The organism is Ruegeria sp. HKCCA5839 (genome assembly GCF_013035585.1).
Taxonomy (GTDB): Bacteria; Pseudomonadota; Alphaproteobacteria; order Rhodobacterales; family Rhodobacteraceae; genus Ruegeria.
The window spans coordinates 720,794-737,787 of record NZ_WQIE01000002.1 but is presented as its reverse complement, the minus strand read 5'-3'; the positions used below and the strand labels follow the sequence as shown (position 1 = coordinate 737,787).

Annotated in this window: 9 protein-coding genes; 2 read left to right on the top strand and 7 right to left on the bottom strand. The window is 58.1% G+C overall.

What is annotated here, in order from left to right:
* Positions 1–54: 54 nt before the first annotated feature.
* The 6 genes from GOV38_RS09105 to GOV38_RS09080 form a co-directional block, all read right to left on the bottom strand.
* Positions 55–1,353 carry a carbohydrate porin gene (locus GOV38_RS09105; RefSeq protein WP_171208890.1) on the bottom strand — a complete coding sequence of 433 codons (1,299 nt, stop codon included), beginning with the start codon at positions 1,351–1,353 and terminating at the stop codon, positions 55–57.
* Positions 1,350–1,715, bottom strand: a complete 366-nt coding sequence (locus GOV38_RS09100) for a DoxX family protein (protein ID WP_170342826.1) — start codon at positions 1,713–1,715, stop codon at positions 1,350–1,352. The genes GOV38_RS09105 and GOV38_RS09100 overlap by 4 nt, the downstream gene beginning before the upstream one ends.
* Positions 1,716–1,793: 78 nt before the next feature.
* Entirely contained in the window at positions 1,794–2,195 is a 402-nt protein-coding gene (locus tag GOV38_RS09095; RefSeq protein WP_171208891.1) for a hypothetical protein, read from the bottom strand.
* A gap of 68 nt (positions 2,196–2,263) precedes the next feature.
* Entirely contained in the window at positions 2,264–3,943 is a 1,680-nt protein-coding gene (locus tag GOV38_RS09090; protein ID WP_170392031.1) for a hypothetical protein, read from the bottom strand.
* 74 nt (positions 3,944–4,017) lie between these two features.
* A complete protein-coding gene (locus tag GOV38_RS09085; protein WP_171208892.1) occupies positions 4,018–5,403 on the bottom strand; it encodes an amidohydrolase family protein in 1,386 nt (461 codons plus the stop codon).
* Between the two features lie 51 nt (positions 5,404–5,454).
* Positions 5,455–6,972: an amidohydrolase family protein gene (locus GOV38_RS09080; protein ID WP_170343540.1), complete on the bottom strand. Its 1,518-nt coding sequence runs from the start codon at positions 6,970–6,972 to the stop codon at positions 5,455–5,457.
* Positions 6,973–7,163: 191 nt separating this feature from the next.
* On the opposite strand from GOV38_RS09080, the gene GOV38_RS09075 reads away from it, so the two are divergent.
* Together GOV38_RS09075 and GOV38_RS09070 are read left to right on the top strand one after the other, a co-directional pair.
* Complete coding sequence (locus GOV38_RS09075; protein ID WP_170357385.1) at positions 7,164–8,207, top strand: AraC family transcriptional regulator; 1,044 nt, start codon at positions 7,164–7,166, stop codon at positions 8,205–8,207.
* Positions 8,208–8,787: 580 nt separating this feature from the next.
* Complete coding sequence (locus GOV38_RS09070; RefSeq protein WP_171208893.1) at positions 8,788–14,256, top strand: DUF4011 domain-containing protein; 5,469 nt, start codon at positions 8,788–8,790, stop codon at positions 14,254–14,256.
* A 1,301-nt stretch (positions 14,257–15,557) separates the two neighbouring features.
* Here GOV38_RS09070 and GOV38_RS09065 read toward each other — a convergent pair.
* A complete protein-coding gene (locus GOV38_RS09065) occupies positions 15,558–16,985 on the bottom strand; it encodes an AAA family ATPase (RefSeq protein WP_171208894.1) in 1,428 nt (475 codons plus the stop codon).
* Between the last annotated feature and the right edge of the window lie 9 nt (positions 16,986–16,994).

Below are 16,994 nucleotides of genomic sequence, written 5' to 3'. Positions count from 1 at the left end.
CGGCGCAGGCACGACACTCCCAACCAGACGGCATTCTATCCGCCGCTACTCAGGTCAAAGATTGATCCGCAGCCTCAAGCCGAAAACGGTCGTGTCCTGATCGTTGAAGCCCGGGTTGATCATGTGCTGGACGTCCGCCGTCAGGGCGACATTGTCCGACAGGTCCAACCGATAGAAGGCCTCCATTGTGGTCTGGGTGTCGAGCGTTTCATCTACCGGGTCCGCAACGGTCGCGCCAAACCCAAAGAGGTCGTCATAGAGGCCCGGCCGCCATAGAAGTCCAGCGTTGGCTGCGCGTCGGGCGATCGGCGCCTCACCCTCCGACCAGCCGAGGCGTCCGTAGATCATGAATTCCTCGTTGATCGTGTGGTTGGCAGACAGGATCGCCCCGTAGCTCTCCGGCACGCCTGCCTCGGTGCGTTCATCGACGTGAAATACCCCGAGGTGAACGTTGGTTAGAAAGCGCTTCGAGCGTTCGGGCGTCCATCCGATCTCGGCGTATTTGTAGAACTCGGGGCCACCGGGAAACCACTCGACATCGGTCAGCGAGCCGTTTGCATCCGACAGGACACCGAGGGCATAGATCTGGTCGGTCAGGAAACCGCCCCCCGCAATGCCGAAGCCGGGATCGGGGATCGGCAGGACCGGGCTGAACAGGATCGAGAAATTGGAGAAAGTCGTGCGTGGGTTCACGTAGCCGAGGATGTCCGAGTAGTCTCCCGGATCGATCCGGCCGGCCACGAAACCGGCCTTCCCGCCAGCGAGCGTCTGGGACCAGTAGGCGACGGAGAGGGTCGTGTCGGTGTCACTGAATGTCGTTGCGTTGACGCCCGCATAGCCGATTTCCCCGGCAAGCCCGCTTGGCGCGATGTCCGTGCCGAGCAGATGGCGGTTCTCCAATGTGAAGACCAATTGCCCGGGATTTTCGCCGCCGCGATTGAGCAGCGTCCACTGGCCCAGAATGCGCGCCTGGCCCAAGGCGGCCTCGTCGATATCGGTCAGGCTCTCGGTCGCGGACTGGTAATAGGCCTGGTAGTCGAAGGAGAGGTTCAGGCCGGTGCGTTCGGCAAAGCGTTGCCGCGATGCCTCCAAGGGGTCCAATGCCGCATCCAGCCCCGGCCAGCGAGAGTCCTGCAACCGCCGCACTCGGTCTTGTTCCAGTTGGGCCTGCGTGGATGCCGGGCCACCGAGCGAGACCGCTGCGGCGGCCTCCAGGGCGGACGTTGGCCGGCTTTCCTGCGCCAAGGCTCCGGTTGATAACCAGAAGCCAGCGACGATGACCGTACCGAGAAGCCTTGCCTGTCCCATATGAGGTCTCTCTTGTTGCTCTTGATTCTTCTTCGGCCCGCTCATGCAAGTATCGCCAGTACGACATCCCGGCCTGTCCAGAGGACGAAGGCCGAAAGCGTAGCCGTGATCATGGCAGGCACACCGTCTTTCCAAGTGTCCCAGATCAGATGACAACCGATTGCGCCAAGCGACGTGCCCAGAAGGGCAGCGGCCCCGAGCGGCCCGAGCAAGCTGCCTTGAAACCAGATCGCCACCGCCCCGAAAAGCTCGACACCACCGACAAGCGCCATGATCTGACGGTTCAGCCCGTATTTGACGAACATCGCCAGTTGCGTTTCGAAGATGAGCTTCTGCCAGCCAAGGATCTTGATCGAACTGGCGAAGAGAAAGAAGGCGGACAGCAGGCCAATGGCAACTATTTGCATAATACGACTCCGCCGACACACACAGGGCTGAAGTTCATTTGATGTTCCCTTCTGGATCGTCCCGAGTGTGCAGTCCGGTTACTTGAGATCGTCCTGCGCCTTGATCTCCGGCACACGGGCGAGGGCTTCGGCCATGTCGGCGCTGCTCAGCAACTCGATCATCTGGTAATCCTCCAGCAACCCGTCACCGAGACGGCTGACATAGAAGGCCTGGATGAAGGTGGGGTCGTCCGGCAGGGCGACGGTGATGTAGTTCTTCCCGTTCCCAAGCCCCCAATAGTAGCTCAAAAGCTCGCCGCCGAGCGCCTCGATCCCACCCTTCACCGAGGCCGCGCGGTCCCCGGGATTGGCGATCTGCATCTCCCAGGCGGCGCTGTTGGATGCGCCGATAAACAGGAAGGTGCGCATGTCTTTTGTGTCCTGCGCCGCTGCAACTGTCGCAGAGACGCAAAGGGCTGTCGAAAGAAGGATCCTGTTCATCTTGCCACCCGGAATTGCTTCGATGTTGTGGTCAGTACAGCATGGCTGCCCTGACCGTTCTTGTGGGTTCAATGCCCCGGAGCTCCGGGAATGGAGTGTTCCAGCTCGGCAGGGCGGAGCGGGAACTCGGAATGCTCATCCTCTGGCGTTTCGATGTCGGCGTGCCAGGTGAATTCCTTGTCCCCGAGGTCCAGATCGATCTCGCCCCCTTCGATGACCGGGTAACGGATCGGCTGCCCGGGCCGCAGGTCGATATTAGCGACACCGTCGTCGATAATGACCTGCCCGCTCACCAGAACGTAGGGGATTCCCTTGGTGAAGGAGCCGTTCATGCCCTTCTTCATCGATGATGTTTCGGTGATCGTGTCGGGGTCGAAGATCGTGATATCCGCGATCATGCCTTCCTGCATCCGGCCGCGTTCCTGCATCGCCTTCAGGCCCACCTTGGAAAAGTACTTCGCGGGAATGTAGGAGGCGTTGTTCACCATCTCCATCAGCGCGATGCCCTGTTCACGGGCCTCGCGGAACACGATGCCATAGGTGCCGGCATTGCGCGGGTGCCCCCCGTACTCCGTGAAATCGGCCTCGATCGGCAGCGGTTCGCCATCGACGGTGAAGCCGACGATGTCGTTGGCGATCGCAATATCCTTCATGTGGATCCAGCGCTCCAGGTCTGCTTCGGGGCGGACTGTGATGAAAATCGGCTTGCTCGGATCCTCCTTCTGCTGCCGGAAGAACTCCTCGTCGGACTCGTAGAGTTCGCCGGTGCTGGTATCGAAGATATCGCGGGTCGGAACGATATTGTTCGCCTCGATCTTGTCCGGCAGCAGTTGCGGTGTCGCGATGTTCGGATTGCCGGTGATGGCCGGGTAGTATTCCGCGAAGATGGTCATTCCGCGCATTTGCAGGCGGCGCGCAAGCTCGTAGATTTCTTCCCACCCCTGGTTCTGGATGTGGGAAAGGATCAGGGCCCCGTCGAGCGCAACGGCGTTTGCGATCACCTCGTTTGCGCCCAGGGAATAGTAGAGCGGCAGGCTCTCGGTCGGACCGAAACGGGTATGGGCGCCAAAGAAGCGGTCATACTTCTTCGCCATTTTCTGAAGCGCGAAAATCTCCTTCGGATAGGTGTTGTATCCCATGTATCCCACCGTCGTGTTGACGGTGATCGCCCCGGCGCGAAGACCCTTTTCATACATGGTCATGACTTCGACGAGCTGATCCGCAGTCGGAATATCCAGCGCCCAGCTGGCATGTCCGTCTTCTTCCTCGGCTGCACCGCGTGACTTGAGGATGTAGGTCGGATCGGATGCCAGCTCGACTGAAACCCCATCCATCACGACACGCCGGATCTCCTCGTGCCCCATCCCGGAACCGAAGTTGAGAAAGGAATTGCCCTCGTACTTGTCGTAGAACAGGTCGGCATCCGCCACGCCGCTCTCGGTATCGAGGATCGTCGTCGTGCCATCATGGGCCATCATCTTCTGATCGAAGCCGCCAAAGGAATGCGAATGGGTGTTGATGAATCCCGGCGCGACTACATGCCCGGAAACGTCGATCTCGCGCTTGCCCGTCAAGGCATCTTCGGTGATCGCGGTGATCCTGTCGCCGGTCACGCAGACATTGCGCACGGCATCAAGATTGGTTTCCGGGTCCATGACGCGGCCGTTGAGAAGCGCGACGTCGCACTCCTGAGCAACCGCCATCGAACTGCAGAGGGCCATGAGAGTGGCAAGAGTGAGGTGTTTCACGGTCAGTCCTTCCGGGATGATTGCGTCGGGCAAAAAAACGCGGGGCGGACGAGGGAGACCGCCCCGCGCTCTCCTCAGTCCAGCGTGTTCTTGTAGATCACGCCGTCCTTCATGATGAGCTTCAGGTTGGGATCAGGATCGGCCAGAAGAAGGATGTCTTCGAGCGGGTTGCCATCGACCAGCAGGAGATCCGCGTAAGCGCCTTCCTCGACCACGCCGAGCGGGCCGTCTTGATACGGATTGTTCAAGCCCGTAAGCCGGTTCATGCGGGCGCCGTTCGATGTGGCCATGCGCAGAATGTCGAAGGGTTTGAACTTGGCCTCGTGCAGGTATTTGAACTCGTCGTTCATCTTCTTGTCCTGCTCAAGCGTCTGGTCCCAGTTGTTGATGAGATCGGTGCCCAGAGTGTAGAGGTCGATCATGCCCGGTGTCGTCTGGATCACCTCGATCATGTTGGCGGCGGCGTCACGGACACTCTTCCATTTGGCGAACGAGGCTGGCGTGTAGAAGGCTTCCGCCTGTTCGGTCGTCACCGAGTAGACCGGGGCTACCGCCGTCGCGAACATGATCTGCTTTTCGACCATGATCTCGGCGGCCTCCTTGGTCAGGAACGGGATGTGCTCAACGGTCTTTGCACCGTTGTCGATACAGTTGCGGATCGCCTGCTCGGTGAACACGTGGCAGGTGACGTAGGTGCCCCATTGCTCGGCGGTCTTGACCGCCATCTGGATCTCGTCCGCCTGGTACTGAAGCGAATGCAGCGGGTCGAACTCGGACGTGACCCCACCGCTGACCATGACCTTGATCTGGGTTGCCCCGCGCCGCAGGTTCTCGCGCACCGCCATGCGGATCTGCTCCGGGCCATCCGCGATGAAGCTCATGTCCGTGTCGACCCAATGCGATGGGCCTTGCCCCGACAGGGTTGGATGCCGGTCGTTCAGCTTGCGGAAATCGGCATGGCCCGATGTCTGCGTGATGAAGGCCTCCGAGGAATAGATCCTCGGGCCGGGGAACATACCGGTATCGATGATCCGCGCGATGGACTTTGCCGGTCCGCCGAGGTCACGAACCGTCGTGAACCCGTTCATCAGGATGCGCTCGGACCGGATCGTTGCAACGCCACCAAGATGGAAGGGCGTGATGTTCTGGCGCAACCCGTCACTGAGCGGGTTGAACACCAGCAAATGCACGTGCTGGTCATGCATCCCCGGCATGAGCGTGCGCCCGCCGCCGTCAATCATGGTTGCGTTGGGCGCTTCGATCCCGTCCGTCGAAATTTCCTTGATCAGGTTGCCTTCGACCAGAACGCTGGCGTTTTCGATCCGCGCCTCGTTCACGCCGTCAAAAACATGGACATTGGTGAACAGGGTCTGCGGCAGCGCTTCGTCCTGCGCAGAGGACATGCCGGCAGCGAGCGACACCACGCCCGCCAGTAATGTGGACTTGAAAAGATGCTTCATAAGTTTGCCCTTCCGCAATGTTGACGGCGGGGCCAGCGCCCCGCCGAAAGTTCAGTTCAACGTGTTCTTGTAGAACTTGCCGTCCTTCATGATGACGCGAATGCTCGGCACGTCCTGCCCGCGTGGCTCGGCATCGAACCATGTATCGACAGCGCCGATGGCAGTGATGTCTTCGAGCGGGTTTCCGTCAACGATGAGGATATCGGCATAGGCACCTTCCTCGATCACGCCGAGCTTGCCTTCGGGATAGGGGTTTCCGCGTCCCGTCAGTGCGGCCAGTTCGCCGCCATTCGAGGTCATCATCTGCAAGGCCCAGAGGTTGCCGAACTCACGCGCCATGAAAGCCTTGGTGAAGTCCATCGACTGCCGGTACGGCACACCGGTCAGCAGCACGTAGTCGGAATCGAACACCATCTTCGGCTTGTACTTCCGCACCAGATCAAACAACTGCTCGCTGTTTTTCCGCAACCAGAGGAACTTCGCCGTCGGCGGGAAGGTCGGATCCTGGTGCATCGGATGCTCAAGCGCCTCGGGCGCCAACGCGGTCAGGTTGGGCGAGAAGAACGCTTCCTTCTCTACCAGCTTCTGCATCGTCGGTTCCGTTATGGTCAGGCCGTGATCCACCACTTTGACCCCGAGATCGAGCGCGCGCGACAGGTCGCTATCCATGAAGACATGCATGGCGACATAGGAATCCATGTCCCCGGCCACCTCGACGGCAGCGGCGATTTCTTCGTCTGTAAAGGCGGACTGGTAGATCGGGTCCTTGATGGAGGTCACACCACCACTGACCATGATCTTGAGGTAGTTGGCCCCAAGCGCAAAGTTCCGCCGCGCGCCGTGGAGCACTTCGGCAGGGCCGTCGACAAGCCGCGTGATCTCCAGCCGTTCAAGATTGCTTTCGTTCTTGCGTTGCCCGGCGATCCCCCAGTCGCCATGACCACCGGTCTGGCTGAGGCAGGCGCCGGACGAGTATATCCGCGGGCCCGGAAGCGAACCCTCGTCGATTACCGCACGAAGTCCACCATGTGCACCGCACATGTCGCGCACGGTTGTGAAGCCCATCGCCAGCATTTCCTGCGCAAAGGCCGCAGAACGTGCGCCGATCTCCTCCCATGTCGTGTCCTGAAGGCCCGGGATCGTGCCATCCTTGTACATATTCACATGCACATGGCTGTCGATCAGTCCCGGCATCAAGGTGCGTCCGCCGCCGTCGATCACATTGACCTCGACCTCTTTGGTCTCGATACCGCGTTCGGTCTGGATGGTGAAAGAATAGCCGTCGATACCGCCAACAGGATCGGGCAGGCGCTTGCTTCCGCCCGTTCGAACTTCGACTTCCCACGTGCCGGATTCGGGAATGTCCTCTGCAATCTTGTGAATCTTGTTCTTGACGACGAGCACGTCGACATCTTTCAAGCCGTCATTCACCCCGTCGAAGACCATCACGTTCTTGAACAGCGTGACCTCCGAGGGAATGTTGGGGATATCCTGCGCAATGGCAGGCGTCGTGAGCGCAATTGCCATTGACATGGCCGGCAGCAACGCCTTCAGGTTGAGTGTTGTCATTCGGTGTCCTCCCAGGGGTCGGTCTTCCTGCGGACCGATCCTCCCACTATGCACATGTGCCCCGAGATTCTTTTGACCCGCTGATCCCGTGGTGCATTTTTCTGACCCGATCCGGTCAATTTCAGCCAATTTCTGCTTGGCCGTCAGGCGCCCGCGCCCGTAGCGTGTCGGAGAGCGAAAGGGTGATGTGGATGCCGCAAGGAGAACAAAAGGACGGTTTGTCCCTCGTACGTGCTACGGTCCTCGGCCCCGTCGTAGCGATGATGCGGCGGCTCGATGCGGATCCGGCCTTTGCGCTCGGGCTGCATGGATTGAGCGAGGAACAGGTCCTGAACCCGGCCGAGTTCATCCCGCATGACACGGTCTATGCGGCGCTGGCCTCCATCGCCGACATCACCCGGCCGGATATCTGCGCCTTGGCGGGACAACAGACAGACCTGTTGAAGTTCCTGCCGCGTGGGGCGCTCCTCGGCCAGTCGGTGACCCTTGGCGATTTCTTCACCCGGTTCACCCAGATCGTCTCGAAGGAAAGCAACGCGGTGTCCTTCCGGCTCCTGATCGAGGAGGAACACGCCTACTTCACCACCAGTCGCAATTTCGAACCCGAGGTGTCGCCGGGCCATTCGGACGCCTTTCTCGTCGGGATCTGGATCTCCCTGCTGCACCGTGTTCTCGATTTCCGATGGGATCCAACCCAGGTTGTTCTGCGCCTCTGCGATCCGACCCTGCTGCCGGAGCAGTTTCATGGCGTGCGGGGCATCAAGTGCAACAACAGGGGATTCTCCATCCGCTTTCCGGCGGCCTGGCTGTCGCTTCCAATCAACCCCGAACTCCTCGTGAACCACGACAATGATATCGAAGAACCGGTTCAGGTCGATGTGCCCCTGGACTACCTCGAAGGCTTCGAAATTCTCGTGCGATCAAGGCTGTCCGATCCGGCGCTGACGGTGAGCGAGGCCGCCCGGATGTGCAGCATCACCACCAAGGTGCTGAACAAGCGCTTGTCCTCCTACGGAACAACGGCGTCCAAGGTGATCAACCGGCTGCGGATGGAAAAGGCCTCCGAACTGCTCACCACATCTGATCATTCGATCAAGGAGATCGCCCAATTGGTCGGCTTGTCCGAAACATCGGCACTCACCCGAGCCTTCACGCGGAACTTCGGCATATCCCCGAAAGATTGGCGCAATAAGGAGGCACAAGAGGCCCAAATTGCCGGAGCGCCTGCAGATTAGCCTGACCCCGCTGCGACTTCTCGACTACCGCAATCTCTTGGAACCTCGGTCGCCAATGGTAATGCCGAAGAGATGCATGAACCGGCGAGCCCTTCGCGGGGAGCAATCGATGGGAAAGGAGACCTCCATGCTATCCGCAGCGAACTCCCGCTTGCCGCCCAAAACGACAAATGCTGCGCCCATAGCCTAAGTCGCCTTTGGGCTCGAACCGGTCATTCGCTGCAACTTGCTTGAACTTCTACTTTGCGGACCAATTCGCCATTCGTTGCACAGCAGAGTTCGGCTGCCTTCTTACCGTTTATCGATGTGAAGATTTCATCCATGTGTCACATGTGTTTCTAAAAAGGCACGAATACCTGCAGCGCGCGTACGTTGCCGCCATGGAAACTTGATTTGGCGCAAGGTCATAAGCTTTTGTCCGGATATAACAAGCGGATGCAACGCGTTGACACTATTACCGACACTGATTCTATTGGCCTGATATGACAGTTAAAGTATTGGAAAATCTTGCAGGTGAGGTAGTGCCTCACAGCTTCTGCTTCCCGCCGCAAGCAGAACAAAGAAAAAATAAGGCACCAACATGAGAAACAGCGCACCGCACGAAAACCCTGATGTCGTAGACCTCGTCGCCAGCAAGGTCGAGGAGTTGCGCAAACGCCTCGTGGATGGCTCGCGCCGCAATCCACTGATCAATGTCCCTTTTCGCGCCGGCAGTGCCTCACACGTGCGCGTGGTGGATGAGTTGCCGGATATCCTGCGCCATAAGCTGACCAACCGCGGCCGCATGCGCCTGGTACCCCTCCCGGATTTTGATGAAGAGCGTCCTGACGAAAAGACAGAAACCTTCCTGTCCGCGCTCTCTGAAAAACGCCGGACAGATGAAGAATTCTTAGCAGCTCTTGAGGCGCTTGATCCGGAAGAGAAAGGTTTCGCGGAAGCGGAGCTCAGTCTCGAACGCGATCTCAAAGACCAGATCCGGGACGACCTGGGGCTACCGCCACGTCAGAGCAAGGAAAAGCCTAATCTCGAAGCCCATGCAAAGGCGCATGGCATCCGTCCGGAATACGACCTGCCCCTGCCTGATGATATGCATGAAGACGGGCGGCACGATGACAATGACATCCAAACACTTCTCGCCCCTGACCGCCTGACCCGTTTCGGAAAGGGATTAAGGGAGCGGGCGCATGCTTATGAGCGGGAGACCGGCGTCAATGTGCTGCAAACAGCCATTGGCCTGCTGGAATGGCGCCCACCCCATGAGAACACGAATTTTGTCAGTCCCCTCATGCTGGTAGAAAGTGCGATTGAGCGGCAGCAAACCCCGCGAGGGCCGGAGTTTTACATTCGTGGCACGGAGCAGGCGGTTTTCAACATGAGCCTTGCACTGAAGCTAAAGAACGAACACGGCATTGATCTCGACCTGGAAGAGGACGAGGGCGCAGAGGATTTGTTTACTCGGATTACAGAACTCGCGCCACCCGGGTTTCACTGGAAGGTGCGCCGCGAAGTGGTCATCGGGATTTTCCCGTCCTCGAAAATTGCGATGTACCATGACCTCAATCCAACGAACAAATCGGTAGCGGACAACCCGCTTGTCGCCCGGCTTCTCGGCACAACGGCCATTGGCGATGGCAGCTATGCCGAAGAACATGACGTCGATGCCCCCGAGATCGAGCGCCAAGCGCCGTATCTTGTGATGGATGCGGATGCTTCTCAGTATTCTGCCATGATCGACGTGGCCTCGGGCGAAAGTACCTCCATCGAAGGACCGCCCGGATCCGGCAAATCACAGACCATCGTCAACATCATTGCCAGTGCCATGGCGCAGGGCAAGAAAGTCCTCTTCGTGGCCGAGAAACTAACCGCGCTCGATGTGGTGCGCAACCGCATGCAGCATGTGGGGCTTGGCGAATTTATTCTGCCGCTGCAGGCGGGGCGTTCCGCCACGGAGCGCGTTTATGAAAGCCTTGAGGAGCGGCTGGAGGCCCGAGCGTGCGGTAACAATATTGAAACCCGTTATGATCAGAACCGGTCGCACTTCCAAACGCGACGTTCCGAGCTGCAATCCTATGTCGACGCGATATCTGCGCCGTTCGGATCTGAAACGGTGCATGACGTCCTGGGGCATGCGATTTCCAAGAACGATGTTCTGAAAGCCCTGCCCCGCAATGTGCGCCGCATGGATGTCCCGGGCATCAAATCGATGGGACCGGACCACAAGCAGACCCTGATCGGTCGTATGGCTGAACTCGGGTCGCGCCTGTCTGACCTGGCCGGAGCATCGCCAGTGTGGCGTGAGGCGCAGAAACAGGTTTTCAGCCGCGACGACGCCGATGACATGGCCGAAATGGCCGGGGAGCTTGCTGCGGATGTCAGCAGTCTTGACGCGGATCTAGCCGCTTCGCCGGCGGCACCGCTCTTTGCCAATGGTCTCACTGAAGACGGTATTGCTGCGATTCTGCCGCTTTTGAAGGTGGCCGAGCCGCATGAGGATCTTCTAGGCCCTGAGGTCACCGATGCCTTGCTGGCCTCTGGCTCCCGTCGCGCCTTGGAGGACCGTGTGGCCCTCGGCGAAGAAGTCCTGTCGGAAGGGCTCAGGCTGTCCGAAGCGGTAACCGACGCCGATGCCCCAAATCTTGGGCGACGCTTGGAGGCAGCTGTGGCCTTCCTTAAGTCGGAGGGACTTGACCGGTTGGATCCCGAGGCGCTTGAGGCGCGGATTGCAACAGCACGTGAAAGCCTTGCGACGCTTGAAGCCCCTTTGGCCGAGCTTGCGCGCCTGCCGCAGGCATGGGTCGCTCTTGATCAGCCCGTGACATCCGTGAAATTGCTGTTGCAGGAAATGGCAAAGCTCGATGCCTCGGCGCGCAAGGAAATACTGACCCTACCGGCTGGTGCAGACAGCAGTATCGGCATTGTGCGCCAGCGTGCAGAGGAGCTCAAAACACGACTGAACGACTTTCAGCACAAGATGCCGTCCTTGTCTGCGCGTTCTGCAACTCGCAGCGACATTAACAGGCTGGGCACCGCCGCGGATACGCTTGAGGCCACCGGCATGTTCGGCCGCATGGGCAAAGCCTATAAAGCTGCGCTGAAGACCGAGACGGACATGCTCGGACTTGCCTCCAAGACTTCGAGAGAAAGTCGCGTGGCGGACATGCGCGCAGCGCGGGATTTGCTGGAAGACATTCTGAGCTTTGAGAGAGATCAGGCTGCGGTTATGGCGCTAGGGCTTTCATTCAAAGGGATCGATACCGATTTTGATCGCCTCGCGCATCTCAGCCGGTTGAAAACGCTTGCCAATGAGCGCCTGCAGGGTCGGATGGATATCGCCGAGCAATTGACGCAGATCGATATGGCGGACTTCCCCGCCCTTTTGGGAACAGAAAGAACTGCGGATTTTGATGAGAGGCTCACACCGACCGAGCTGACAGAGGCCAATACTAAGGCAACAACACTAAAAGAGGCGAGTGAACGCGCGCTCAGCGCTATGAAAGATCATGCCGGGTTGTTTAAAAAGCCGGCGATAACCGCAGAGGACGTCCGCCGTCTGATCGATACGTTGACTCGGATGCGGGACGCCCGGGCTGATCTTGACGGCTTTGATGGAGACAGAGAGGTGCCAGAGGTGCTCCGGCGCCAACCATTGCCCGTTCTGAAGGCCTTGACGAGCCTTTTCGGAGAGGTCTCCAAGTCGGATAACCCGGCACACGCGGCCTCGGTTCTTCGATCCGGTCAGATTGCGGATATTGAAAAAGCGCTCACCGGCTTTGTGCCACGCGTCGCGCGCCTCAAACAGGCAGCGGAGGCTTTTGCGGACTACTTGGAGCTTCCGTACAGCTGGAGGGACCTGACGGTCTTGCGCGGCCAGATTGCGGATCTCGAGCTGGCACGCGACACATCCACCGCCTTTATAGACTGCTCCCGCGCGCAGCGGCTTGAAGAGGACTTGCGTAAGGAAGGGTACGGTACCTACGTGACCTGGCTGAAGGAGACGGAAACGCCGCCTGTCACGCCTGAAGAGGCAGCTGCGGCAATCCTGGCCAAATCCGCCGCCGATCTCGCAATTTCGGAGGCGGGTGATGTGCTGCGGCTTGCCGACGGCACGGATCTCGCCCGCATTCGGGCGGACATTGCGGAGAAGGACCGCCGCCTGATCCAGATGTCGCAATCCGTGGTACGCAACACAATTTTGCGTGGTGCCAAGCCTCCTGCCGGCAATGGAGTGGGGCGCAAATCGACCTATACGGACATGGCCCTGATTTTCAATGAGCGGTCAAAAAAGCGAAATCGCATCGGGGCACGCGCCCTGACCAAACGCGCCGGACGCGCCCTTCTGGAATTAAAGCCCTGTTGGATGATGTCGCCTCTGGCAGTGGCGCAGTATTTGCATGATGATCTGCAGTTCGATCTCGTGGTCATTGATGAGGCCTCGCAGATGACCCCGGAAAATGCGATCGGCGCCTTGCGGCGTGCAACCCAGGCGGTTGTTGTCGGGGATACCAAGCAGCTGCCGCCCACGAATTTTTTCAACAAGATGCTGGACGACTCAGAGCTCGACGACGATTTGCGCGAGGACAGTGAAAGTGTTCTGGATATGGCGAATAATTCGTTTTCGCCAATCCGGCAGTTGCGCTGGCATTACCGCTCAAAGCACTCCGGCCTTATCCAGTTTTCCAATGAATGGATGTATGACGGCAAGCTGACGATCTTCCCGAGTGCCAATGAGGCGGATCCGGAACTCGGCGTGCATCTGCAGGAGACAGGCGGTCTTTACAAATCGGGCACTAATGACATTGAAGCGCAGGCCGTCATTCGCGCGGTTGTGCGTCATATGGAGACATCACCGGACAAATCGCTCGGTGTCTGTACCATGAACACTGACCAGAAAAACCTGCTGATCGAGGCATTCGAGCGGGAGCGCGACCGCAATCCCAAGGTTCAGGCCTATGTGCGCGAATGGGAAGAGCGCGACGATGCGCTGGAAGAGTTCTTTATCAAGAACCTCGAGACGATACAGGGCGACGAGCGTGACGTAATGTTCATATCGACGCTTTACGGGCCTGAGCAAAAGGACGGCACAGTTCATCAGCGCTTTGGTCCAATCAACAGCGCTCACGGGCACCGGCGTCTTAATGTCCTATTCAGTCGAGCCAAGCAGAAAATCGTGACCTTCACCTCCATGAAACCGTCTGACATTCGCGCGGATGACAGCAAAGCCAAGGGAGTGCGCATGTTCCGGGCCTGGCTGGAGTATTGTGCGACAGGCCATATTGCCGAGGACACAGCCCGCGGGGGCGAGGTGGAAAGCCCCTTTGAGGCGCACGTGGCGCGGGTGATTGAACAGATGGGATTTGAGGCTGTACCGCAAGTCGGTGTCGCGGGCTTCCGCGTGGATCTAGGCATACGTCATCCCGAATGGCCATACGGGTTTTTGATGGGCGTCGAATGTGACGGGGCGACCTATCACAGTTCGACCTCGGCGCGGGACCGCGACCGGCTGCGCGAGGATATCCTGCGCAGCCGCGGCTGGGATTTGCACAGAATCTGGTCAACGGACTGGTTTACCAACCAAGAAGGCGAGACCAGCAGGATCAAAGAGGTTTTAACCACGCGCCTGGATGCCCTTAAAAAAGAGCATTCGAAAAAGCCCCAATTAAGGCTTGCTGACATAGCGCCTGAGCGACCGCCTGCGCAGGAGAGCCCACCTACCTTGCCGCCCGCGGCGGACACGACACCTCGGCCTCTGCAGCCAGATCTGCCGGATCTGATTGAAAAGGAGGTCCCTGCTCTGGCGCCACAGATCGAAATGCGTCTTTCAGATTACGCGCAAGCGGGATCGAGGGTTCGAGTGCTGAAACTCGACGATGAGAAAGAGATGTCCTTCGTACTCAGCGACAAAAAGAATGCGCCGGTTGAGGGGATTGTGGGAACCAACACGCCGCTTGGAGAAGCGCTTATTGATGCGGCTGCCGGGGATCGAATCGAGTACCAAGTCGGCCCGCACATCAAGGCAGTTGAGGTCCTGAGCGTGGAATCGGCCGCCTAATTTCAGGGTGGAGCGTTGCGCGCCGGGACGGAATGGTCCTGGTTACGTCATCCGGTCTCGGGCTGACGGAAAAGTCATTCAACCAGGGCACCCACGTGCAGAGTTAGATCGCGATCCCGGAGCAAACCCAGAACGATGCTAAAAGTCGCGCCTGGCACCGCGCAGGTTATGAAAGCGTAGGCTGGAAACCGTACTTGCCGTTGGATCGGTGTCGAATTTAACCCTCAGCGTCGTTCATGCCCCAATTCGATACGAACGGGTAGTTGCACTACCTTTCAGGAAAACCATGCTGCTCAAGATACGCAGGTGAGGCACACGGCACACGCGGATTGTCCATCAGCTTACGGGCGACAAGGGAAGAGTCGGGTATCCGTAGGTTTCACCGGTCTTGCCAGTGAAAACAAAGATAAGCGGATAAGCCGAGATTGGCGCAATACCGCTCTGACGTTGTCCACCATATTTATCGTGGATGTCGCGAAGTCGGCTATATTCTCAACCGATCTCAAATGGCATCGATACGCTCCCGAAAAACAAGGTCTTGAGAAGCAAACAGATATACCTTCTTAGTGAATATGCGCACTCGAAAAAGGTCCAATAAGATGAACTTTATGGTAGCTTACTTGTGCAGACAACTTCTGAGATCGCGAATTGATCGAGTTTAGGTTTTCCCCGTCGAAGTACCCCCACCTGCAATGCACCGCCACCAGCAAACGCAGTGGCGAACGCTGCAAGCGGTGCCGCCGTCCTGGATGGACCGTGTGCCGAATGCATGGCGCCGGAGGGCGCACCAAGTCTGCGCGTCAAAAGCCTGAACCTCCTACAGGACCTACCAATGAGCGGAACCGGATGGTCAAGATGGGACGACGGCTTGCACGCGTTGCAGCCCGCGATGTTCCACAAGAGGTTAGAAGGGAATTTGCTCAGAACTGGGCTGAGCTGGTGCCACGATCGGACCATGAAAGGTTTCTACTCGCACTGTGGGCGCGTATTGAAGGTCGCCTCGACACACGCGCCTGGATCTATGCGCGGAGGCAAGTCGGCCTCTTGGACGAGCGTTAGTTTCTTGCAGAGTGGCGCTCGGCGGAAGCAGGAAGAAGTTGATTTTGGGGAGCCTGAACGGCTGAGTGGATACGTTCAAGGCGTACGTGCCGCCCCTTTTGGCACATCTCCGACGTTTTCGCGCATTCCCAACTTGAAGGGGAAGCGTCTAGCGACCCTCCCAGTTAGGGGAAATGCTGCGCCATAGCGTCGGCGTCGGAGTGTCGGAGTTTCTATATGTAGAACTAATACTACTCCGACGATCATTCTTCAGGGGGCGTGGGTCCGATCACGATCCTTTTCACCCTGTCCCGTCCATTGGCCGCAGGATCGCGTTGTAGTTCGACTGCGATCCACCCTGCTTTCTCCATCGCCTTGATGACGGCCTTCACGTCGTGCGTGCCATTGGACAAATCCTCGATGACGGTTTTCAGGTTCGGCTTTGCCTGCGGCGCAGCTTTGATAAACTCCTGTTCTATCCGAGGGCGAAGGAAGTGCCAAAGGGTCAGATCGACAACGCGAATGAGGTCTGGCGGGGTCCAAGCTTTGCACGCCCCAACGGTTTCAGTTTTTCCGTCAGCGCATTCAACGGATTGTCCAAATACAGTGTAGTAGAAACGATACCCCTCTTGGCCCATGTTGGTTTTCATAACGGTGGCCATTCGGACGCTGTCGAGTTCTCTGCGTGGTTCCGTGCTATCAACAGCGTTTTCCCATTGGGTTTTGATCTTCTCTGATAATTTATCAATTATGATCGTGCATCGTGATGCGTCCACGAGTTCGCCGCCGTGTTTAACATCGTGCTGCGTGATCGGCCCTTTTGAGTTTGGCTTTCGGGCGTGGCTTATGAGGATGATTGCAATATTGAGTTCAACCGCGAGTGCGGCAAAATCTCGGATCAAGAGGTTCATAGCCTCGTTGGTCATCTGTGTTCCGCCGTAGAGAACGGCAATTGGATCGACAATGACCACTCCTGCATTCGTCTGTTGGATGAGAGAGGAGAGCTTAGCGCGAATGATCGGATCGACCGCGATATCTTTTCCATTGTTCCAGAGGTATTGGAGGCCTTGCCCGGTATTGAAATGGAAAATCCTGCTTAGCATATCTGCTCCTATGACGTGCAGATCGTGCTTTGGATTGCCGTAAATCTGGTTTGCCTTTCGTATCGCGTAAGCAGTTCGGTCGTTGAAATCTTGATCGTCCTCGAGCCCGAGAAAGAGGCATGGGCAACCTTCGACAACATCTGGCCCGATGAGTGCCCTGTCGATGGTGATGCCAGCGGCGAGGGTATGCGCGAGTGTCGATTTGGACATACCGCCATGTGATGCAATGACAGTCACTTTTCCTCGCGCGCAGATTTCGCCGAGGATGCGAGACAGTCCGCGCGCCGGTTTTTTACCTTCTTGGATGAGCGTTTGTTTGAGCTGGGTGATGTCGATTGCGGCGCGTTCGGCCTCAATCTTTTTCCTTTGCTCCTCCTTTCGTGCCTTGCCTGCGGCTTCGGCATTTTGGACTTCTGAGGCGATTGTCTCGGCCCATCCGTGGTCTGTAAACTCGAACTCGAACACCGCGTCATTTGGACCGTGCATTGTGATACGACTTTCGTCGCCCGTAAGCTCCCAATCATCAGGGTAAAGATCGTTTTCGATGGCATCGATGAGGATCTTGAGTGCTTCTTCAGCGAGGAACATTACTCTTTC

Excerpts from the sequence above, each read along its gene's own strand:
- GOV38_RS09105 (WP_171208890.1), bottom strand. The coding sequence starts at position 1,353 with ATGAGCGGGCCGAAGAAGAATCAAGAGCAACAAGAGAGACCTCATATG.
- GOV38_RS09100 (WP_170342826.1), bottom strand. The coding sequence starts at position 1,715 with ATGCAAATAGTTGCCATTGGCCTGCTGTCCGCCTTCTTTCTCTTCGCC.
- GOV38_RS09095 (WP_171208891.1), bottom strand. The coding sequence starts at position 2,195 with ATGAACAGGATCCTTCTTTCGACAGCCCTTTGCGTCTCTGCGACAGTT.
- GOV38_RS09085 (WP_171208892.1), bottom strand. The coding sequence starts at position 5,403 with ATGAAGCATCTTTTCAAGTCCACATTACTGGCGGGCGTGGTGTCGCTC.
- GOV38_RS09080 (WP_170343540.1), bottom strand. The coding sequence starts at position 6,972 with ATGACAACACTCAACCTGAAGGCGTTGCTGCCGGCCATGTCAATGGCA.
- GOV38_RS09075 (WP_170357385.1), top strand. The coding sequence starts at position 7,164 with ATGCCGCAAGGAGAACAAAAGGACGGTTTGTCCCTCGTACGTGCTACG.
- GOV38_RS09070 (WP_171208893.1), top strand. The coding sequence starts at position 8,788 with ATGAGAAACAGCGCACCGCACGAAAACCCTGATGTCGTAGACCTCGTC.
- GOV38_RS09065 (WP_171208894.1), bottom strand. The coding sequence starts at position 16,985 with ATGTTCCTCGCTGAAGAAGCACTCAAGATCCTCATCGATGCCATCGAA.